At 34.2% G+C, this 20,697-nt stretch carries 18 protein-coding genes; 14 read left to right on the top strand and 4 right to left on the bottom strand.

What is annotated here, in order from left to right; translation table 11 throughout:
* Nucleotides 1–149 precede the first annotated feature (149 nt).
* Complete coding sequence (locus ACE83Q_RS05035; RefSeq protein ID WP_409021646.1) at nt 150–881, top strand: deoxynucleoside kinase; 732 nt, start codon at nt 150–152, stop codon at nt 879–881.
* A 45-nt stretch (nt 882–926) separates the two neighbouring features.
* On the opposite strand, the gene ACE83Q_RS05030 is transcribed toward ACE83Q_RS05035, so the two are convergent.
* Both ACE83Q_RS05030 and ACE83Q_RS05025 read right to left on the bottom strand, forming a co-directional pair.
* Complete coding sequence (locus tag ACE83Q_RS05030) at nt 927–1,589, bottom strand: histidine phosphatase family protein (RefSeq protein ID WP_409021645.1); 663 nt, start codon at nt 1,587–1,589, stop codon at nt 927–929.
* Between the two features lie 71 nt (nt 1,590–1,660).
* The gene (locus ACE83Q_RS05025; protein WP_409021644.1) at nt 1,661–2,320 is read right to left on the bottom strand and encodes a VTT domain-containing protein; all 660 of its coding nucleotides are present in this window, start codon (nt 2,318–2,320) and stop codon (nt 1,661–1,663) included.
* Nucleotides 2,321–2,499: 179 nt separating this feature from the next.
* Between ACE83Q_RS05025 and ACE83Q_RS05020 the strand changes: the two genes are divergently transcribed.
* The 6 genes from ACE83Q_RS05020 (at nt 2,500) to ACE83Q_RS04995 (ending at nt 9,322) form a co-directional block, all read left to right on the top strand.
* Nucleotides 2,500–2,643, top strand: a complete 144-nt coding sequence (locus ACE83Q_RS05020; RefSeq protein WP_409021643.1) for a hypothetical protein — start codon at nt 2,500–2,502, stop codon at nt 2,641–2,643.
* An 87-nt stretch (nt 2,644–2,730) separates the two neighbouring features.
* Nucleotides 2,731–5,022, top strand: coding sequence for an RNA polymerase recycling motor HelD (gene helD, locus ACE83Q_RS05015; RefSeq protein WP_409021642.1), 2,292 nt, complete (start codon nt 2,731–2,733; stop codon nt 5,020–5,022).
* A 62-nt stretch (nt 5,023–5,084) separates the two neighbouring features.
* On the top strand, nt 5,085–6,005 hold the full coding sequence (coaA, locus tag ACE83Q_RS05010) for a type I pantothenate kinase (protein ID WP_409021641.1): 921 nt from the start codon (nt 5,085–5,087) through the stop codon (nt 6,003–6,005).
* 133 nt (nt 6,006–6,138) lie between these two features.
* The gene (guaA, locus tag ACE83Q_RS05005) at nt 6,139–7,680 is read left to right on the top strand and encodes a glutamine-hydrolyzing GMP synthase (protein ID WP_409021640.1); all 1,542 of its coding nucleotides are present in this window, start codon (nt 6,139–6,141) and stop codon (nt 7,678–7,680) included.
* Between the two features lie 142 nt (nt 7,681–7,822).
* A complete protein-coding gene (locus tag ACE83Q_RS05000; RefSeq protein WP_409021639.1) occupies nt 7,823–8,173 on the top strand; it encodes a YisL family protein in 351 nt (116 codons plus the stop codon).
* A gap of 198 nt (nt 8,174–8,371) precedes the next feature.
* On the top strand, nt 8,372–9,322 hold the full coding sequence (locus tag ACE83Q_RS04995) for a zinc-binding dehydrogenase (RefSeq protein WP_409021637.1): 951 nt from the start codon (nt 8,372–8,374) through the stop codon (nt 9,320–9,322).
* Between the two features lie 133 nt (nt 9,323–9,455).
* On the opposite strand, the gene ACE83Q_RS04990 is transcribed toward ACE83Q_RS04995, so the two are convergent.
* A complete protein-coding gene (locus ACE83Q_RS04990; RefSeq protein WP_409021636.1) occupies nt 9,456–10,274 on the bottom strand; it encodes a MerR family transcriptional regulator in 819 nt (272 codons plus the stop codon).
* A 94-nt stretch (nt 10,275–10,368) separates the two neighbouring features.
* Here ACE83Q_RS04990 and ACE83Q_RS04985 point away from each other — a divergent pair, with 94 nt between their 5' ends.
* The 3 genes from ACE83Q_RS04985 to ACE83Q_RS04975 all read left to right on the top strand — a co-directional run bounded on the left by ACE83Q_RS04985 (nt 10,369) and on the right by ACE83Q_RS04975 (nt 13,480).
* A complete protein-coding gene (locus ACE83Q_RS04985) occupies nt 10,369–11,688 on the top strand; it encodes a replication-associated recombination protein A (protein WP_409021635.1) in 1,320 nt (439 codons plus the stop codon).
* 123 nt (nt 11,689–11,811) lie between these two features.
* The gene (locus ACE83Q_RS04980; RefSeq protein WP_409021633.1) at nt 11,812–12,102 is read left to right on the top strand and encodes a hypothetical protein; all 291 of its coding nucleotides are present in this window, start codon (nt 11,812–11,814) and stop codon (nt 12,100–12,102) included.
* 235 nt (nt 12,103–12,337) lie between these two features.
* Nucleotides 12,338–13,480 (top strand): low temperature requirement protein A, encoded by a 1,143-nt coding sequence (locus ACE83Q_RS04975; RefSeq protein WP_409021632.1) that lies wholly within the window; start codon nt 12,338–12,340, stop codon nt 13,478–13,480.
* A 34-nt stretch (nt 13,481–13,514) separates the two neighbouring features.
* On the opposite strand, the gene ACE83Q_RS04970 is transcribed toward ACE83Q_RS04975, so the two are convergent.
* Nucleotides 13,515–13,799, bottom strand: coding sequence for a hypothetical protein (locus ACE83Q_RS04970; protein WP_409021631.1), 285 nt, complete (start codon nt 13,797–13,799; stop codon nt 13,515–13,517).
* Nucleotides 13,800–14,345: 546 nt separating this feature from the next.
* Between ACE83Q_RS04970 and ACE83Q_RS04965 the strand changes: the two genes are divergently transcribed.
* From ACE83Q_RS04965 to ACE83Q_RS04950, 4 genes are all read left to right on the top strand, one after another.
* On the top strand, nt 14,346–14,651 hold the full coding sequence (locus tag ACE83Q_RS04965) for a PadR family transcriptional regulator (protein WP_409021630.1): 306 nt from the start codon (nt 14,346–14,348) through the stop codon (nt 14,649–14,651).
* 2 nt (nt 14,652–14,653) lie between these two features.
* Nucleotides 14,654–15,247: a DUF1700 domain-containing protein gene (locus tag ACE83Q_RS04960; RefSeq protein ID WP_409021628.1), complete on the top strand. Its 594-nt coding sequence runs from the start codon at nt 14,654–14,656 to the stop codon at nt 15,245–15,247.
* Between the two features lies 1 nt (nt 15,248).
* Nucleotides 15,249–15,377, top strand: a complete 129-nt coding sequence (locus tag ACE83Q_RS04955) for a hypothetical protein (protein ID WP_409021627.1) — start codon at nt 15,249–15,251, stop codon at nt 15,375–15,377.
* A gap of 257 nt (nt 15,378–15,634) precedes the next feature.
* A complete protein-coding gene (locus tag ACE83Q_RS04950; protein ID WP_409021626.1) occupies nt 15,635–20,575 on the top strand; it encodes a MucBP domain-containing protein in 4,941 nt (1,646 codons plus the stop codon).
* Nucleotides 20,576–20,697: the final 122 nt, after the last annotated feature.

Genomic DNA, 20,697 nt, shown 5'->3' with positions numbered 1-20,697 from the left:
TGTATACTAAATAAACGGAGAATTAAAATATGAGATTATTTATGACTACTAGTAAGATGATACCGAATGAGATATTAATTACAAGTCTAAATCTAATTGTTTTAACTGCATAAATTGTATTAACTATTCAAGAAGGAGTGTTTATTATTTTGATTACGTTGGCTGGTATTATTGGTTCTGGAAAATCTAGTATGACAAAAATTTTATCTGAAGAACTTGGGGTAGAGGCTTTTTACGAACCTGTTACAGATAACCCGGTATTACCTTTATTTTACAAAGGTAACGAAATCGCTGCAAAAAAACGTGAAGCAGGGGATAAGGAAGCAACAAATCCCTACGCTTACTTATTACAAACTTTCTTTTTGAATCGTCGTTTCAGAATGATTAAAGCAGCAATGCAAGAAGATAATAATGTTCTTGATCGCTCAATTTATGAAGATGCTATTTTTATGAAAATGAATACAGAAATGGGTAATGCCACAACTGTTGAATATAACATTTATCAAGATTTATTAGAAAATATGCTTGAAGAGTTACCCTATGCTGCACACAAAAAATCACCTGATTTGATGGTTATGATTAAAGTTTCTTATGAAACAATGGTTAATCGTATTCAAAAACGTGGCCGTGATTATGAACAAATTGAAACTGACCACTCATTGGTTGAATACTATAAAACATTACTTCGTTATTATGAAGATTGGGAAAAAGAATATGACGTTTCTGAATTTTTAGTTATTGATGGCGATAAATACGATTTTGTTGAAAATGAAGCTGATCGTAATATTGTTTTAAATATTATCGAAGATAAATTACAAGAATTAGGTAATCTATCTGAAAAAGAAGTTATCGATTACAAGACACAACGTAAATCACTTTAAACTAAAAGGAGTAACCAATTTTGAAATTGGTTACTCCTTTTTTATTTAAATTTCATCGTCATCGTGATGATTGAAATATTCAACTTTAACTGAATTATCATCAACGATTAACTTAGTTACACTACCGTTTTTAGGACTCATTGTAATATCAATTTCGGGTGCAAAACGAGAAACGATACTTCTGATTGTTGTCCCATGACTGACAACTAAAACGTTATCGCCATCTTTAGCATCTTTACGCAATAAATCAAAGCCTTTATCACGACGTGCCCAAAAATCGGCATCGTCTTCAGCATCGTGGAAAGGATCGATTTCTTTGAAGAAGTCACGGGCTTCTTCAATTGAAAATTGTTGCAAAATCTCAGTGAAATTAGCAGCACCATGCGGCTTACCAACAACAAACCAAGCTTGAGAAGAATCGGCACCTTCATAGTAACCGTAGCCTTGTTCTCTAAGGAATTCAGATGTTTTTACAATTAAATCTGATGAATTTTCATTTTCAGACAAAATGTAGTTAGCTGTACGATTTGCGCGGGTTGTATCACTACTATAAGCATTAGCAAACTTAATTTGTGATAATTTTTTTCCAGTAGTGTGGCCGTCGTTAATGCCTTTTTCTGTAAGTGGTGAATCGGACCAACCTTGCATCCGATTATATTTATTGAAAATGGTTTGACCATGACGAACGAGATAGACTGTAAATGGCATGAGAACCTCCTGAAATTTATGTGATAGTCTCATTATACGCTAAAGAAAACGATTATTCTAAAAAGCTTATCCTAGAATTTAGCATCAAGTTTTTTTCTAAGTAAAAATTTCGTCAGTTGTACTAACCCAGCTAAGATTACTGGGAGTAGTGCTATCCCGGCAATTGAAAGGAAAATAATAGAAAAATGATCCTTAACAAATGGAATTGCACCGAAGTAGTAACCAACGCCACTTCCAATCGCTACCCAAAGTGAGACACCAATTAAGTTGAAAATACTAAAATGTCTGTAATTCATTTGAATAGTACCGGAAATAAGTGGCACAAAAGTTCTAATTAATGGGATAAAACGTCCAAATATGACTGTTTTTGCGCCATGTTTTTTGAAAAAGTTTTTGGCAATTTCCATCTTTTCGGGGGGGATTCTTTTTTTAAAGAAAGGTAATTTATTTAAATGTCGACCAATTTCAAAATTCACGGCATCTCCAGAGAGTACGGCAAAAAAGAATACTGGGACTAATACCCGAATATCAATGGTATCTGTTGAGTAGGCGGCAATGGAACTAGTGAAAAAGAGTAGCGATTCACCAGGTAGAAAAGGAAAAACAACAAGACCTGTTTCAGCAAAGATAAGTACAAAAAGAATTAAGTAACTCCAGTTACCTAAAGTCTGGAAAAGAGGTCCTAAATAATTTTCGAAATGGGTGAAGAAAAACCAAGCTTGTTCGAACATTGTCAGGCCCTCCAATCGTTATAGTCTTATTCATTATATTAAACTGAAATCAAAAAAAAGGCTATTATTTTAAACTGATATTTAGCTTTTATTAAGATTTGGCTCACTATAAGTGGTCACCAGTGTTAAACCGGTTTCGATACTGGTATACTGGATATATTAAATTTTTGGAGGTCAATATGACTAGACGCGCTTTAATTGCAGGAATGACAACTTTAATTGGTCTAATTATTGGTATTGTGATAAGTAAAATTGCCGTCGCAACACTAATTGGATTAGCTGTAGGAATCGTAGTTGACCAATTCCTACCAAATAAGAAATAAGTTCAATTAGGTGTCTGTTTGAGTTGATTATAAAAAAATGATACACTATTAGGCCTAATAAAATCATGTAAAGTGGGGTATTGAGAAATGGCTGATAAAATTAAAATTGAAGAACAAGCACATCTTGATGATGTCATTGTTAAAATAAAAGATGCTGAAGTTAAACGTCAAAATGAAATAAAGTACGCTGAAAGTGAAGCACGATCGATTAACGGCGAGTTTACAAGTGATGTTCATATCAATACGACAACATACACTGGAATGATTGATACAGCAATGTCTGTTCGTCAGCAACAGCAATTGTTAGCTGAACGTGAAACGAGTTGGAAGAACGCAACTTCTCGTTTAGATATTTTAAAGAAATTAGAAAAGAAACCTTATTTTGCACGTTTAAATATTCAAGAAGGAACTAATAAAAAAGAAACAATCTATATTGGCTTGGGCTCTTTTGCTGATCGACCTGAACACTTTATGGTTTATGATTGGCGTGCACCCATATCGAGTGTTTACTACGATGGCGGACTAGGTGATGTCACTTACCAAACGCCTGATGGTGATCAAACAGTAGATGTTTCATTGAAACGTCAATTCGTAATTGAAGATGGCCGAATTGAAACGATATTTGATACTGATGAAGCTGTTGGTGATCAGATGTTATTAGACGTCTTGAATGATTCTGCTGATACAAAGATGAAGAGTATCGTAACGACAATTCAGAAGGAACAAAATCAAATTATTCGTGATGTAAAAGCTGAATTATTATTTGTCCAAGGTGCAGCTGGTTCAGGTAAAACCTCAGCTGTATTACAACGTGTGGCTTACTTGCTGTACCGTTACCGCGGTAATTTAACAGCTAGTCAAGTTGTTTTGTTCTCACCTAATCAATTATTTAATGATTATATTGATCAAGTGTTACCAGAACTTGGTGAACAAAATATGGTTCAAATGACTTATTTCCAATATGCATCAAGACGTTTACCAAATATGCAAGTTGAAACGCTACAAGAACGCTTTGAAGAAGATAATGCGCCTGCTAAAAAACGTATTCAAGTTTTGAAAAATAGTTTGGCATTCTTTAATGCCTCAACTGCTTATTCAGAACATTTGGAACAAGCAGACATGAAGTTCAGAGATATCAAATTCAATAATGAAGTTTTTATTTCAAAAGATAAAATAAAAGCTAGCTACTATAAATATAATGAAAATTATCATTTACGAACAAGATTAGAAGCAACACGCGAATCATTAGTTAAATTATTGAATCGTCGAATTGAAGCTGAGGCTAAGTTAGAATGGGTCGAAAAAGCAATTCAAGATATGTCTAAAGAACAATTGAATGATTTGTATGGAGACCAAGACCGCGAATTTGCAAGTGGCGACAAAGAAATGCGTTTCTTAACGCGTACTTTAGTTATGCGCCAATTCACAAGTGTGCACAGAGCAATTGTGCGTAATCGATTCTTGAATATCAGTTCACAATATGTGAACTTTTTACACAATGTGCCTAAGTATCTTAATTTGAGTGACTATAATGTTACTGTAGAAGAATGGCAAGCAGATGTAGCTGAAGTTGTGTCACGTTTGAAAAATCGTCAAATATCGATGCATGATGTTACGCCTTACTTATACTTATTTGATCGTATGACGGGTAAACATGGTGAAACAGATGTCCGTTACGTCTTTATTGATGAAATTCAGGATTACACGGCATTCCAACTAGCTTTCTTGAAGGAAGGTTTCCCGAGAGCTAAGTTTACACTACTTGGTGATTTGAACCAGGCTATTTTCACAAAAGAAAATAGTAAAAGTTTATTATCAGAATTGGGACATTTATTCCCAGCTGATAAAACTAAAGTCGTACAATTGACAAAATCATATCGTTCAACACAACAAATCACAGATTTCACAAAAGAAGTGTTGATAAATGGTGAATCAGTGACGTCATTTAATCGACAAGGTGACTTACCCACAATGACTGTGGATAATAATTCTGATAAATTAGTACACGATTTAGAAAAACAAGTACAACAAAATGTGGATGATCATCTAACAACGGCCATTATTGCCAAATCATTAGCTGAATGTACAGAATTGTATGAACAATTACAAGCCGATGGCGTACCAGTGACATTGATTAAAACGGAAAATCAACGTTTGGCCGATGGCACGATTATTGTGCCAGCTTTCTTAGCTAAAGGTTTGGAATTTGATGCGGTTGTTATGTGGGGCGCTTCAAAGATTAACTATCATGAAGAAGATGAGCGTCAATTAGTTTACACGATTTGTTCAAGAGCAATGCATCGACTAACCGTTTATGCTGAAAAAGAATTGTCACCATTGTTTGACCATGTTTCAAAAAGTTTATATAGTTTAAAATAAGCTATGGAAGAAATGACCTATTACGGAAACTGATAGGTCGTTTTTATTAGAGGATTGTTAAAATGGATAAACAAATGAATTATTATAAAATTCCAAGGGATGAATGGCGTGGCTTTTATAAAACGAAACAGATTGATTTGTCACAACAAAAATTGAATGAAATTCAATCTGTTAATGATAAGATATCAGTTCAAGATGTGCAGGAAATTTACATGCCATTGGTTCATTTATTAAATATGACATTGTTGGGTAAGCAAGATTTACAATCGAAAAAAGCTGATTTTCTAGGAATTAAAGATCAAAAATGGCCTTTTGTGATTGGAATTACGGGTAGTGTTGCAGTGGGTAAAAGTACAACGGCACGCTTACTGCAATTATTACTCACAGCGTTATATCCAACTAAAAAAGTTCAATCAATTACAACGGATGGCTTTTTATATCCTAATGAAACACTAATTCACCAGAATATCTTGGACCGTAAAGGTTTTCCAGAAAGTTATGACATGAAAAAACTAATTCTATTTTTAAATGACGTGAAAAGTGGTCTGAAAACTGAAGCACCAGTATATTCACATGATAGTTATGATATTGTACCCGGAATGGTACAAACAATTGATCAACCAGATATTTTAATTGTTGAAGGGATTAACGTTTTACAATTACCAAGTAACCAACAATTATATGTTAGTGATTTCTTTGATTATTCAATTTACGTTGATGCGGATGCTGATTTAATTGAAAAATGGTATTTGGAACGTTTTGGTGTTCTTTTGAACACGTCTTTTCAGAAACCTGGAAATTACTATTATGATTATGCGATTGGTAACCACGATGAAGCATTTAAATTGGCGCGCAATGTCTGGAAAACCGTGAATTTAAAGAACTTACAAGAGTTCATTTTACCAACTAGAAATCGGGCTGATCTTATTTTAGAGAAGACAGATGAGCATCGAATTAATACCGTTTATTTACGCAAATATTAGAAAATAGAGATATTTTCACAGATTTTCATGAAAATTAAATCAAACGATTGACCAAGTGGGTTTCAATCAGTAGAATAGACGTAATAAGAAACTAAAAAATATGAAGAGGTGACTATTTTTGGCCAACGTTAGCATGCAAGATTTCGACAAAATTATCGTTCTTGATTTTGGTAGTCAATATAATCAATTAATTACTCGTCGTGTACGTGAATTCGGAATTTATTCTGAATTGTTATCACACAAGATTAGTGCGGCTGAAATAAAAGAGATTGCCCCTAAAGGTATCATTTTTTCTGGTGGCCCAAATAGTGTTTATGATGAAGATGCACTCAGAGTAGATCCTGAAATCTTTGAATTAGGTATTCCTATTTTAGGTATCTGTTACGGTATGCAACTAATGGCATATACAATGCCAGGCGGTAAAGTTGAAAGTGCAGATAACAAAGAATATGGTAAGGCCGAAATTGAAGTTACTAATCCAGAAGGAACTTTATTCAAAGGATTACCAGCTGAACAAACAGTTTGGATGAGTCATGGTGACTTAGTAACAGAAGTTCCTGATGGTTTTACATCAGTTGCAACTTCTGTTAACTGTCCTATTTCTGCAATGCAAAATCTTGATAAGAAATTCTATGGTCTTCAATTCCATACTGAAGTTCGCAACACTGAATTTGGGGATGACATTTTACGTCGTTTCGCATTTGATGTTTGTGAAGCTGAAAGTAACTGGTCAATGGAAGATTTTATTGATTTACAAATTGCTAAAATCCGCGAAACTGTTGGTGATAAAAAAGTCCTTCTTGGTTTATCAGGTGGGGTTGATTCTTCAGTTGTTGGTGTTTTATTACACAAAGCAATTGGTAATCAACTAACAAGTATTTTTGTTGATCATGGTTTGCTTCGCAAAAATGAAGCTGATCAAGTTATGGACATGCTTGGCGGTAAATTTGGCTTGAATATCATTAAAGTTGATGCTCAAGAACGTTTCTTAGGTAAATTAGAAGGAATTTCTGATCCTGAAACGAAACGTAAAACAATTGGTAATGAATTCATCCGTGTCTTTGATGATGAAGCTACTAAGTTAAAAGGAATTGACTTCTTGGCTCAAGGAACACTTTACACTGATGTGATTGAATCTGGGACAGATACTGCCCAAACAATTAAATCTCATCATAATGTTGGTGGCCTTCCTGATGATATGCAATTTAGTTTAATCGAACCATTACGAACATTATTTAAAGATGAAGTTCGTGAACTTGGCGAAAAAATGGGTATGAGCGAAGAATTAGTATGGCGTCAACCATTCCCTGGTCCTGGTCTTGGAATTCGTGTTCTTGGCGAAATTACTGAAGAAAAATTAACAATTGTTAGAGATAGCGATTTAATTTTACGTGAAGAAATTAAAAATGCCGGACTTGATCGTGAAATCTGGCAATACTTTACTGTCTTACCGGGCATTAGAAGTGTTGGTGTGATGGGTGATGGACGTACTTATGACTACACAGTTGGTATCCGTGGTGTTACTTCAATTGATGGTATGACTGCTGATTTTGCTAGAATCCCTTGGGATGTCTTACAAAAAATATCAGTACGTATTGTAAATGAAGTCGCACATGTTAACCGTATCGTGTATGATATTACGAGCAAGCCGCCTTCAACAATCGAATGGGAATAAGCTTAAAAATGATAATCCTTTAGTATAAGGATTATTTTTTTTGCATGAAAGGAATCACAATCACTTAAATGATTTTGAATTCTTGATTTAGTGATGAATAATGATAAGCTAACAGTAAGATTGATATAAAAGGAGATTAATTATGATTTGGTTATGGATACATCTGATTACTTGGGTTGTGATAGCGGTTCTAGTGGCGCTCACAATTTTTACAAATACTAATACAAAAATTTATCAAATGATTACGAGACTGGGATATTTGATTTCAATCGCTAGTGGTATTATGTTGCTAGGGTACGCATGGCAAGGGAATCCAATTTTAACGGCCATTAAATTAGTTGTTGCCTTAATATTTATTGGATTAACTGAAATGACTTTTGCACGAAAAAATAAAAAGCAATTAAATAAAAGTATTATCTACGCGGTAGGCATCTGTTGCCTATGTGTGGGCGTTTTAGGATTAATGCTCGCAGGTGGAAGACCTTTTATTTAGACAATAAAATACCACATAATATTTAGACGAAAATCTAAGTATTATGCGGTATTTTTATTTTAAACAATTTAAACAAAATACATTTAATCGATATAATTCTCTTTGCTGAGCACTTTAACTTGACTGTGACGTAACAAGATAGTATATATTTATGTATATTGTAAATGTATAAAAAATACTTAATGGGGGTTAATTATTATGAAATCAGTTGTTGTAAAAAAATCAGGTGGCCCAGAAGTACTGGAAATTGTCGAACGCTCAATTCCAAATCCAACTCAAAATAAAACAGTTATAAAGATTCATGCTTTTCCAGTACACCGTTATGAGGTGCTAACTAGAGAAGGTGGATCACCTTCAGTTAAATTTCCGAGAGTAATAGGTGTTGAAGCTGTTGGTGAGGTCTATGAACCTTCACAGGAAAGCAACTTAGAAAAAGGACAAAAGGTTGTAACTTTTATGGGTGGCCTTGGGCGTGAATTTGATGGTAGTTATCAAGAATATGCTTTAGTTCCTGATAATATCATTTATCCTGTAACGTTCAATGGGACTTGGATAGAGTTAGCCAGTTATCCTGAAACTTTCTATACTGCTTTTGGGGCTTTAAAAGCAACACGATTTAAGGAAGGTCAATCTTTATTAATTCGTGGTGGAACTACTGGAGTTGGAATGGCTGCGTTACTGTTAGGAAAGGAATTTGGACTTTCTATATCTACTACAACAAGGCAAAACAATCGTAAAGAGTTGCTATATACTTTAGGAGCTAATGAAGTCATATTAGATCAAGATAACCATATTGAAACAAGTAACAAATTTGATGCGATAATTGACGTGGTAGGTACTACAACTGTAGATGACTCCTTAGCACATCTTAAAACAGGAGGATTTTACACGTTAGTTGGTCAATTGAGTGGGGAATGGTTATGGAAAGACTTTGACCCGTTCATCAACTTGGCGAATAAGTACGCGACAGTTTTTGATTCATCTAATGTTGATAGTTCTATGGTTAACGAGTTATTTAATATTATTAATGAAAAACAGTTTCACTTTCCGATTTCTAAAGTTTTTAAACTAGATGATATTCAAGACGCTCATCGCTATTTGATGGAAAAAGACCGTCCGATCGGTCAGGTTATTGTTACTAACGACTAGTGTCTCAGATTAAATTATTTAACTAATCTTAAAAAGTAGTTTCTAAGTTTCCAATATTTGGGTTCACTTCACATCTTTAGGTAACTTGTCTTCGGTATTAAACCGGAGGAAGGTTGCCTAATTTTTTTCTTGTCTATTCAATCTTTTCATTCAAAATGGCAAACTCAAGCCAGCCGTATTTAGAAGATCCAGTTTCAATAAGAGTGTCGCCAGAATTAAGCTGCCATAGATAGTCTGCTGTTTTTAACTTGTTTTTTTGACAGAATGATTTTAGTTTAGTTAATCCTTGATGGATACCAGCTTCATTGTTTTCTACTAAAATACAAGCGTAATTACCTGCATGTTTTTCCATGATTGGGATAAAAACGTCATAATCATCTGCAATTTTTTCTTTGATAATTCTAAAAGACGCTTCAGCGTAACCGATTGGATTATCAACAGCCAATGGTGTAAAAAATCCAGATTGTGTTGTATCCATAACAGCTAATGCGTCTAATTGTTTATAGAATTCTGAAAATAATTGAGCGACTTCTTCCTCAGTACAACCTACGGATTGACGAGAACACCAAAAAATTGTTTTCATTCGGTTTTCTATCTTGGGCTGATATAGGGTAGTGTCCTTAGTAACAGATTGTTCTTTAATTTTTTTGTTGATAACATTTTTAATTTTAACTAATTCGTCAATCTTATTATCAATTTTACTTTGAGCACTCAGTAATTGAGGTGTTGGTACGCCTTTTGAATGGATTTTAATTTCTTTAATCTCAGCGACTGAAATATCTAAGCTACGTAAACCAAGTATAAATAATAAATCGTATAATTGGTTATAATCATAATAACGATAGCCAGATTCATTTTTTTGAGCTGGTTTAAAAATATTTTCTTGGTCATAAAAGATTAATGTACGGCGAGTTGTGTTAGCTAATTTGGCCATCTCACTTATTTTTAACATATAAGGCTCCTTTATTGTCTGTAACGTAACGGTACAGTGTATGATTAAGTATAACATGAAAAAATTCAGACTTAAAAGAAAGGTGGTTTGATCAATGAAACAGGAATCTCTTTTCTCTAATCAACCTCAAAACTCACCATTAGCCAGTAGAGTTCGGCCACGAAAATTGGAAGAATTTGTTGGTCAACAGAATCTACTTGGCCCTAACAAAATATTACGAGAAATTATTGAAAGTGATCAAGTTCCTTCAATGATTTTTTGGGGTCCACCTGGTGTTGGTAAAACAACTTTAGCCGAAATTATAGCAAGTAAAACTGAATCTAATTTTTTAAGCTTTAGTGCAGTTGATAGTAGTATTAGTAAGATAAAAAAAATTATGAAACAAGCGGAGTTAGATTGTGAAATTGGTCAAAAAACCATTGTTTTCGTCGATGAAATACATCGCTTTAATAAAGCGCAACAAGATGCATTTTTGCCTTATGTTGAAAGAGGTAGTATTACTTTAATCGGTGCTACAACTGAAAATCCGTCTTTTGAAGTGAATTCAGCGTTATTATCCCGGTGTAAAGTATTTGTACTGCATGCGCTTAAACAGGCAGATATTGTTATATTAATCGAAAACGCGCTCAGCAACCCGGACGGATTTGAAGAACAAACAATCCACATTAGTCCTGATGAAATTCAAGCAATTGCTAATTTTGCAGATGGTGATGCCAGAATGGCATTAAATACTTTGGAAATGGCAGTTCTGAACGGTGAAAAAGCTGATAATATCGTTACGGTGACGATGGATAATTTAAGCCAATTAATTAATAAAAGATTTGTCCGTTATGATAAAAATGGGGAAGAACACTATAATATAATTTCAGCTTTGCACAAATCGATGCGTAATAGTGATGTCGATGCTGCCATTTATTGGCTGTCCCGAATGCTAGAAGGCGGCGAAGACCCGATATATATAGCACGGCGACTTGTTCGATTTGCAAGTGAAGATATAGGGTTAGCAGATACGAATGCGCTCAATGTGACAATTAATGTTTTTCAGGCATGCCAATTCATTGGTATGCCTGAATGTGATGTTCACTTAGTGGAAGCAGTAACCTACTTGTCTCTGGCACCTAAATCAAATGCCGTTTATAAGGCTAGATTAGCTGCAGCTAAGGATGTTAAAACCACGGCAAATGATCCCGTACCACTACAAATACGTAATGCGCCTACTAAATTAATGAAAGATTTAGGGTACGGTAAAGGGTATGAATTAGCTCATTATGCCAAAGATAAGTTAACGACTATGAGTACCATGCCACCTTCTGTAGCAGGACATCGGTATTATAAACCTACCAGCGAAGGAAAGGAACGACGTTTTAAAGAGCGTTTAGCCCAAATAAAAGCATGGCACCAGATAAATGGATAGACCAAATAAAATGTATTTTTGAGATAAGAATACTTTGTCTTTTTATGGGTTGAATGTATTACTTAATCGTCTTACAATGTGAGTGGATACGAGAAAAACGATTATTAAAGAGGAGTCATACTAATGGCTAATAATGGGATACCTAGCATAAACGAAGTCGGCATGTTACCAAATTTATTGCTAGTGATTAAATTTCAAGATGGCGTGACTAAGTATGTACGGAGTGAGATAAATAAAAGTGAGATGGATAGTTTCAAATCGGGAGCGAAGAATAAATTTGGATTTTTAAAATTGACGCCAGAAAATTATTGGATCGGGAATGACATTGTCATTAAAGCGGATAATCATTTTAAAGTGAACGATAAGATCTATGATGGTAATGATATTTATAGGAACGGCAAAGATTCTTATTAATTAAGAGATTTTTTTAAAATATAATCGTTTATTAATGGTATCTACAAAATTAAATAAAAGAACCATCTAGATAGCTATTTTTCTAAAAACTGCTTATCCAGATGGTTCTTTTGTTTCGCTATTCATATAGTTCAGATAAATCAAAAAAGGTGCTATAATAAAATGTCTTTAGTAGTATTTAAACGATTTGTAAAGTAATCTAACTCACTAATTTAAAAAAAACGAGGGAATTAAAATGGCAGAACAAGTCGAAAAAAAGAAAGTTGAATTACCTGAATTATTTTATGATTTGGTCTTTGCGTACGCAATTTCACAAGCTACAGATTTACTTCATCATTTTCAAGGAAGCACAGCAAGTGTGATTAGTGCATTTATTATCTTTTCAGTGGTAATGGTCGTTTTTATTAATACATGGATGATTAAGAGTGTTTTTATTAATCGATATGGGAAAAATTCGATGACTGATATTATTCTTTTTATGATTGATATGGCAATTTTACTTTATATGTCCAATGCGTTTGAGGGGGATATCCATAATTGGTTCCAACCTTTTGCAATTGCAACAGGGTTATTATCCACAGTATTAGTTGTTCAATATGGCACGGTATACCTGACGGCTGCTAAAAAGGATGATAAAAAAATTGCTAAACTAATGATGTTGATTGTTGCAACGAGAACAGTACTTGTGCTTATTGGCTCTTTTTTGCCACTAAACATAGGTATTGCGGTATTCTTGCTGGGTATTGCAGTGAGTTGGATATTACCAGCTCTAGGTGGATCAGTTCTAAAGCTCCACCCACTTAATTTTCCACATATATTAGAGCGTCTAACACTATTAACAATTATTACATTTGGAGAAAGTATTCTTGGTATTGCCTCGTACTTTACCGTTAAAACATTTAATTTTTATTCAATTCTAATATTCATGATTGTTGGTGCACTTTTTATGACCTATATTACTCAAATGGATCATTATATTGATGAAAACCGTTCGGGTGAAACAGGTATTCGATTAATTTATATTCATTACTTTGTCTTATTTGGCTTAAGTTTAGTCACTATTTCGTTAGGTTTTATTAGTGAAATTGAAATTCCTAAAAACTTTTCAGTACTATGTCTATATTTAGGTATATCGTTATTTTATTTAGGGTTATTTTTAACCAGTCCGTATAATAAAAAATACTTGCGATTGGGTAAGGTGGTCATTGGATTCTTTACAACGACAACTATGGTGGGCGTAATATTAAGCTTAATATTTAACAATTTTCCAGAAATTGTGAGCATAACAGTATTAGTGACCATTGCGAACTCTGCAATGTATGTACACTATATGGTTAAACGAACGAAACAGAATCAAAATTATGACATTAAAAATTGAAAGGGATTGAAGAATCATTTTACAGTGTTTATGATTAAAATTGTATATTTAGTAGCAGTATGATTAGAAGGATATAAATGAGAATGATGATAGCAACCAATAGCATTAAAAGGATTGATAATAAGCAGTAAAAAAAATTTTTCTGAAAGAAGGGTAAGTTGAGAATAGAATCTGTAACAGCAGAAAGTCCTAAACCAGCTAAAGATATGCCGACAATTCCATTTAAAAAGGCAATCCATGGGCCAAATATACAGAGTATGATACCAATTCTTATAAACCATTTCACTTGATTGTTATCGGTTTTAAATATTTTTTTCATTAATAGGACCACCCTTCATAAATGATATGAATTAATATTTATTTCAATATACTACAAAATTAATTTGATGTAATCTTATCTGTCTTCTTACTGGTTAAATTGATAAGATCGTTTAAAATAGACAAAGATAAAACGAGGTGTTATTATCAATTTGAAAAAAATAATAGCTTTAGTTAGGATATGAAAATGAAAAAATATAAAGATTATATAGATGAAGTCCTTTCTGTTCTTGGCAGCCTATCTTTATGTTTAATAATCTTGTCTTTCTTTATTAAAGATAGTTTAGTTAGTTCGATTTTTTATGATAGTAGGATTTATCTGTTAGGTATATTCTTATTGAGACCAATTGTACAATACTTTAAAGCAAAAAATAAATAGCCTTACAATGAACTCTTTGGCAGTTCTACAGGGTAAAGCTATTATTAATAATCCACTTAAATCGACAATGTTGTCTTGCTGACATTGTCGATTTTTTTGTCTAAAATAATATATTGTTTGACATTATACTATGTAACGTATAGTATAGATTTTGAAAGGAGTGAGTTGATGAATATACAGATGAAAAAAGGGTTATTAGAATTTTGCGTGTTAGCGACGCTGAGAACATCAGATTCTTATGGTTACCAAATTATTAAAGATACCTCGAGCGTGATTGAACTTTCAGATTCAACTCTTTATCCCATTTTGAAACGACTAGAAAAACAAGGTGCTATTGAGAGTTACAGTGTTGAACACAATGGTCGATTGCGAAAATATTATCACATAACTGAGGCGGGATTAGTAGATATTCAAGAATTTTTAGATGATTGGCAACAGGTAATAAACGTTTACGATTACATAAAGGGAGTGTAACGATGAATAAGAGAAAATTTATTGTAGAGCTAGAAGAAGAACTTAAACACTATCAAGCGGCAGATATTGACAATACCCTTGATTATTATGATGAGATGATTGATGACCGTCTAGAAGCGGGTGAATCTGAGACAGATATTATTCTAAGTTTAGAAAATCCAAGTCAAATTGCGATACGTTTGACCCAAAATGACCGACCAAAAATCCAAAAGCAGTTATCAACACCAATAATTATTTTGATTGTTATTTTACTTATCCTAGGGGCACCTGTATGGGGACCGCTATTGTTGACAGCCGCTGTTCTAATTGCCACAGTTTATTTTTTAATATGGGTAGTACCAATGATTGCAGGCGTAATTGCTACTTCACTTATTATCAGTGGTGTGATTAGTTTAGGATTATCACCATTTGACATGTTTAATCAAGGTTTTAATATTGGATTGATGCAATTTGGGGTAAGTTTTGTAATTGTAGGTGTTGGTATTTTATTCAGCGCAATGACCTGGTATTCAACGAAATATTTAATTAAATATTCAATTAGCCTGACACATTGGTTAATTCGTTTATTCAGAAGACAATTGAAGGAGGTCGCTTAAAATGATTGAATATATAAGACGTAATTGGTTGAAAATTAGTTTATTTCTGATCTGGTTTGGCGCTATAGTCATGTTTACTAGTTACGCATTATCAGGTTTTGATTTGTCAGCATTTAAATTATGGGGGTGAACATAGTTGGTTCCGAACGTTCTATTTCTAAATGGCCACGTATGATTTAAGAAATGTGGTAAGTTAGAATTCCAGTAGTGTAAAAGGGCATTAAAATCCATTTTTATAGGATTTTAATGTCCTTTTATTTTTTTGGAAAGACGATTTAATGGCGCAAGCCGTAAACGTTTACATAAGATTGTTGTGATGTTACAATTAATTTGTGCCAGGGGCGGCATGTTATTTAATAGGTTACTAATTACAAGGGGGAAATACAAATGAAAAAAGGGTTAACTATCGCAACAACAATGATAACGTTGTTCACGCAATTGCCATTATCTTCTGTGTTTGCGCAGGGGCTTAATCCAACGGCAGAAATGTCATCTTCAAAAGCAGCTACGTCGTCAACTACTAAAAAAGCGACAAAAGCAGAGACAGGTATGACTCGTACTGGAGATACAAATACGGATCTTACGGTTGAAGCACAGAAAGATACGATTGAAGCTGGCCAATTGGCTAATTTTAATTTATATTTTAAAATTTCAGGTAAGAACACTTCATTTACCAATGCCGATATAAAGGTTACGCTACCAAGTAATTTAAATGAAAATATGACATTTACGCAAGATTTATCAGAACTTAAAATTGCGGGTGTCACACCAATTTATGATAAAGATAAAGGTGTATTGAATTATCATTTTGATACACTTAATGCAAGAACAGCAAATAAAGTGATTATAAAAATAGGAACAGCAAATGGCGCAATTATGCCTAATACAAAATTAGACACAGCTGCAACGTTTACTGGAACGGATCAGAATGGCGAAAATAAAAGCTATGATTCTAAATCTTCAATTAATATAACGGCAAATAATAATTATGCTATGACAAATAAAGTTACTAGTATTGAAGGACAAACATATAATAATCCTAATCGTGGCGATATTGTAAACTACGGTGTAGGGGTTAGCGCACCGAAAAAAGAATTAGGCGCACTCTATGTTAAAGAAGGTTCTAAGGTTAATGTAACCTATAAATTAGGTACTGGAATAGATTACTATGGTGTAAAAGATGGCGCACAAGAACCAAGTGTCAGTGCAGATGGTAGAACATTAACTTGGGAATATACAGCACCAAGTTATGCTGAACAAAAAGCAGCAGCGACTGACTTTTTTGAAAAAAATGTGACTATCCAAGCAAAAGTGACTGATAAGGCTGCCTATTATTCACAGATAACGAATACAGTGAGTTCAACAGCAACTTTTCTTGATGGTAGTGTAAATAGTACGGCCCCAATTAAATCAACGGTTATGGTTATGCCTAATGATCCTAAGGAAGTTCCAATTCCAATTCCTGGTGGATCGGCATTTCCAACTAATCATTTGGGACCAAAAGATGGAAACGGTGGCGTGGCATCAGCTACATTAATTGATCCGGATGTGACAGTTAACGATGATGCTTATCTTAGTTATGGATTAACATTATCCTCACAAAATGCAACATCACCTTATATTGGGTTTTCTTATTATAATATTTATTATGATGTGGATACACATTTAAATCTTGATAGTTTTACAACGGGTAATTTTTATTATATGCCAAACAATAATTTACCAACTTTTTCACCAACAAAAGCTAAAGTACCATTTGCCATGTTGGTAAAATATGAAACAAATGGAAAAGTTGACGATAACTGGACATTACTCAATATGGATATGAAGACTAACGCCAATTACACACGTGCTCAGTTAGGTATTCCTGATGGAAAAAAAGTGGCTAATATTTGGTTATGGTTCCATGATGAGAAGATAACAACCGTTCCTGCAGATAGAGACAAAGCCGCATCTGCAACCTATGATCCAGAAAGTAAAAAAACCGTTAAAATGGCTCCAGCTGGATTGTATAATAGCGGAATGAAAGTTAATGCTACGATTGATAAAGGCTTCACTGGTCAAATAACTAATAAAATGGATATGACTTTCTATGGCGTTCAGGCACCTGATGAAACAGGGTTTGAAGCAGCTCGATATGTTGATTACACATCTAACCCATGGGCAGAGGCATTTAAGGGTGAAAATGGTCAGGTTTATACAGATCGAATTGCGCCTCGTCACGTTGAAGTCGCAGCAAAAACAACCGGTGAAACAAAAGTTGTTAAAGCTTCAGTTAGTTTACTAAATACAGTCGGAAGTACGGTTAATGAAGGTGAAAATACTGTCTTAACGTCAATAGAAAATAATAAGGCATCAATTTCACCTTTATCAGGACCTTATCTGAGTTATGTGCTATTACCAACAGGTGTAACGTTCAAAGAAAGCGTTGCTTCGACGAACTATAGTGCTGAATTGTATGATAAGGATTACCAAGGTACTGGAAGACAACTCGTTAAAGTAACAATGAATGGCGACAAATTAGTAGCCGGTAAATTCCTTAATGGTCAATTTAAAATTAATATTTCAAAAGATGCGACACCTAATATGACATTTAACATGACAGGAACAATTGGTGATACTGATTATACAGCTGTAAAACCAACCGGTGATGAACCACTTTTAACGGATACAGTAAAATCTGTTGATACAGATGATATTGATAAAGATGGTAAAACAGATACACCAATTATTAAAACAGGTAATTCATATGTGTTAAATCAAGAATCAAATATTGATATTGATGCAAGTATTAAAGGTGATAAGGATGATAAGTTTGGTGATTTAGGCAATGTTACAGTCGGTAAAAAAGCCACTTATCAAGCAACGTTAACAAATAATACGGATGATAAAATCACATCAATGCAGTTCTTAGATGTTTTACCATCTGTCGGAGATTCAAATATTACCGATGGTGCAGCGCGTAATTCGGCCTATGAAATGAAATTAGATGGGGCCATTACTTTACCAAGTGCATGGGAAAATAAGATGACTGTTTTATATAGTACATCTAAAAATCCTAAACGTGCTGGTATATTAGATAAGAATACAAATTATCCAGCAGGAACGGCTAAAATTGTTGACCCAACTGGAGCTGAAGATGCAACTTGGGTAACAGCTGATAAAGTAGCTGATTGGTCAACCATTCATTCATACAAAATTACGCTTAATGACGGAGTTGAATGGGCTCAAGGTAAGGGAGTTACCTTATCATTTGATTTAGTTGCGCCTAAAGAATCTGAAATTTCAGATTCAACATTAATTAGTAATAAACCAGCTGAAACAACGAAAGTGTCACGCGCTGTTCAAGAAACTCGTGGTGCTTATAATAGTTTTGGTATCGCAATTAACAAGTTGCAAGTTGTTGAAACAGGTGCAATAGGCACGCAATTAATTCGTGCTAGTGCTGATGTTACTGCAAATTACGTAGATGTAGATGGTAATAAACTTGCTGATGATGTTGTCCAAAGTGGGTACTTCGATGATCCATATACGACAACTCAAAAAGAAATTTCAGGTTACGACTTTGTAAAAGTAGAAGGTAACGTTTCTGGTAAGTTTGGGGCTGATGCGGTAACAGTTACCTATGTTTATAAGAAAACGTCTGCACCAGTGACAGTTAAATATGTCGATGAAAATGGTAAATCAGTGGCCGATTCAAAAGAACTTACTGGTGATTTTGGTGATGTTTATACATCAGATGCGGCTGTTGTTTCAGGGTGGACATTAAAAGAAACACCAAGTAACGCAAGTGGTAAGTTTACGGCTGACAAACAAACGGTCACATATGTGTACGAAAGAGCAGATGCGGCTGACGTTACAGTTAAGTATGTCGATACAGATGGAAAAGAATTGGCAACATCAGATGCACTTTCAGGAAAAGTATCAAATCCATACAGTACAACTGCTAAAAACATTGCAGGCTGGACATTGAAAGAAACACCAACGAATGCAACGGGAACATTTACAGAGACTGCACAAACAGTCACATATGTGTATGAAAAAGCAGATGCGGCTGATATCACGGTTAAATACGTCGATGTAGACGGAAATGAATTAGTTAAATCAGATGTACTTTCAGGAAAAGTATCAAATCCATATAGTACAACCGCTAAAAATATTTCAGGCTGGACGTTAAAAGAAACACCAGCAAATGCAGAAGGAACATTTACAGATAGGACTCAAACAGTCACATATGTGTATGAAAAAGCAGATGCTGTGCCAGTTACAGTTAAGTACGTCGATGAAAAAGGTAATGATTTAATACCAGCTGATGCGCTTTCTGGAAAAGTTGGGGATGCTTATACAACTGATGCCAAAGTATTATCAGGTTGGACGTTAAAAGAAGCACCAAAGAATGCACAAGGAATATTCACAGATGTTGCACAAACGGTTACGTATGTTTATGAAAAAGCAGATGCAGCTGATGTGACGGTCAAATATGTAGATGGAAAAAGTAACGAGTTAGCAACATCAGATATTTTGTCTGGTAAAATTGACGCTGACTACAAGACAACTGCTAAGGAATTAGTAGGTTGGACGTTAAAAGAAACGCCAAGTAACGCTAGCGGAACATTTACGGATAAAGCCCAAACAGTTACGTATGTGTATGAAAAAACAGATGCTGAAGCTGTAACGGTTAAGTATGTAGATGAAAAAGGCAACGAGCTAGCAACACCAGATAATCTTTCTGGTAAATTAGGAGATGCATACAAGACAACTGCTAAACATATTGCAGGTTGGAATGTTAAAACGACTCCTAAAAATGCAGAAGGCACATTTACAGATAAGACTCAAACAGTTACGTATGTTTATACGAGATCAGCGGCTAAAGATGTCACTGTAAAATATGTTGATAAAGATGGTAATGAATTATCAGCTTTAGTAACATTCTCTGGTAAGATTGGTGACGCATATACATCTAAAGAAAAACAACTTTCAGGTTGGATGTTGAAAGAGACACCAAGCAATGCTAAAGGAATCTTCACCGATATAGCACAAACAGTCACATATGTTTATGTTAAAGATGAAGATAAAACAGTAGTGACACCACCAGCAACAGATAACTCAAAAGGAAATACAACAACGGAAACGTTGACGAATGTTCCTGAAGGAAACGCTCACTCAAATACAGTAAGTAAAGCAAATAATACAAAGAGTGATACAGGAAATCTTCCTCAGACAAATGAGGCAACCAGTCTTTTGGTAACGTTATTAGGTGCTTCATTACTCGCAACATCAGTTATCTTTATGGTAGGTAGAAAAAAATCAAAAAAGGCTAAAAAGTAAAAGTCTAAGATTATAAAATGAGTAGAGGAAGTCTTAAGACCCCTATGTCAACGAATGTTGGTGGGTAAATTTTGGAAAGACCAATTTATTTTCGAATTGGCCTTTCTTTTTGTATTTTCAAA

Origin of the sequence: Dellaglioa kimchii (assembly GCF_046115505.1) — a bacterium.
GTDB classification, from domain to species: Bacteria; Bacillota; Bacilli; order Lactobacillales; family Lactobacillaceae; genus Dellaglioa; species Dellaglioa kimchii.
This window is presented reverse-complemented; position numbering and strand designations above follow the sequence as displayed.

Coding starts and splice junctions, on each gene's coding strand:
- ACE83Q_RS04980 (WP_409021633.1), top strand. CDS start 11,812: ATGGCTAATAATGGGATACCTAGCATAAACGAAGTCGGCATGTTACCA.
- ACE83Q_RS05020 (WP_409021643.1), top strand. CDS start 2,500: ATGACTAGACGCGCTTTAATTGCAGGAATGACAACTTTAATTGGTCTA.
- coaA (WP_409021641.1), top strand. CDS start 5,085: ATGGATAAACAAATGAATTATTATAAAATTCCAAGGGATGAATGGCGT.
- ACE83Q_RS04970 (WP_409021631.1), bottom strand. CDS start 13,799: ATGAAAAAAATATTTAAAACCGATAACAATCAAGTGAAATGGTTTATA.
- ACE83Q_RS04995 (WP_409021637.1), top strand. CDS start 8,372: ATGAAATCAGTTGTTGTAAAAAAATCAGGTGGCCCAGAAGTACTGGAA.
- ACE83Q_RS04950 (WP_409021626.1), top strand. CDS start 15,635: ATGAAAAAAGGGTTAACTATCGCAACAACAATGATAACGTTGTTCACG.
- ACE83Q_RS04990 (WP_409021636.1), bottom strand. CDS start 10,274: ATGTTAAAAATAAGTGAGATGGCCAAATTAGCTAACACAACTCGCCGT.
- helD (WP_409021642.1), top strand. CDS start 2,731: ATGGCTGATAAAATTAAAATTGAAGAACAAGCACATCTTGATGATGTC.
- ACE83Q_RS04955 (WP_409021627.1), top strand. CDS start 15,249: ATGATTGAATATATAAGACGTAATTGGTTGAAAATTAGTTTATTTCTG.
- ACE83Q_RS05000 (WP_409021639.1), top strand. CDS start 7,823: ATGATTTGGTTATGGATACATCTGATTACTTGGGTTGTGATAGCGGTT.
- ACE83Q_RS04985 (WP_409021635.1), top strand. CDS start 10,369: ATGAAACAGGAATCTCTTTTCTCTAATCAACCTCAAAACTCACCATTA.
- ACE83Q_RS04960 (WP_409021628.1), top strand. CDS start 14,654: ATGAATAAGAGAAAATTTATTGTAGAGCTAGAAGAAGAACTTAAACAC.
- guaA (WP_409021640.1), top strand. CDS start 6,139: ATGCAAGATTTCGACAAAATTATCGTTCTTGATTTTGGTAGTCAATAT.
- ACE83Q_RS04965 (WP_409021630.1), top strand. CDS start 14,346: ATGAATATACAGATGAAAAAAGGGTTATTAGAATTTTGCGTGTTAGCG.
- ACE83Q_RS04975 (WP_409021632.1), top strand. CDS start 12,338: ATGGCAGAACAAGTCGAAAAAAAGAAAGTTGAATTACCTGAATTATTT.
- ACE83Q_RS05030 (WP_409021645.1), bottom strand. CDS start 1,589: ATGCCATTTACAGTCTATCTCGTTCGTCATGGTCAAACCATTTTCAAT.
- ACE83Q_RS05025 (WP_409021644.1), bottom strand. CDS start 2,320: ATGTTCGAACAAGCTTGGTTTTTCTTCACCCATTTCGAAAATTATTTA.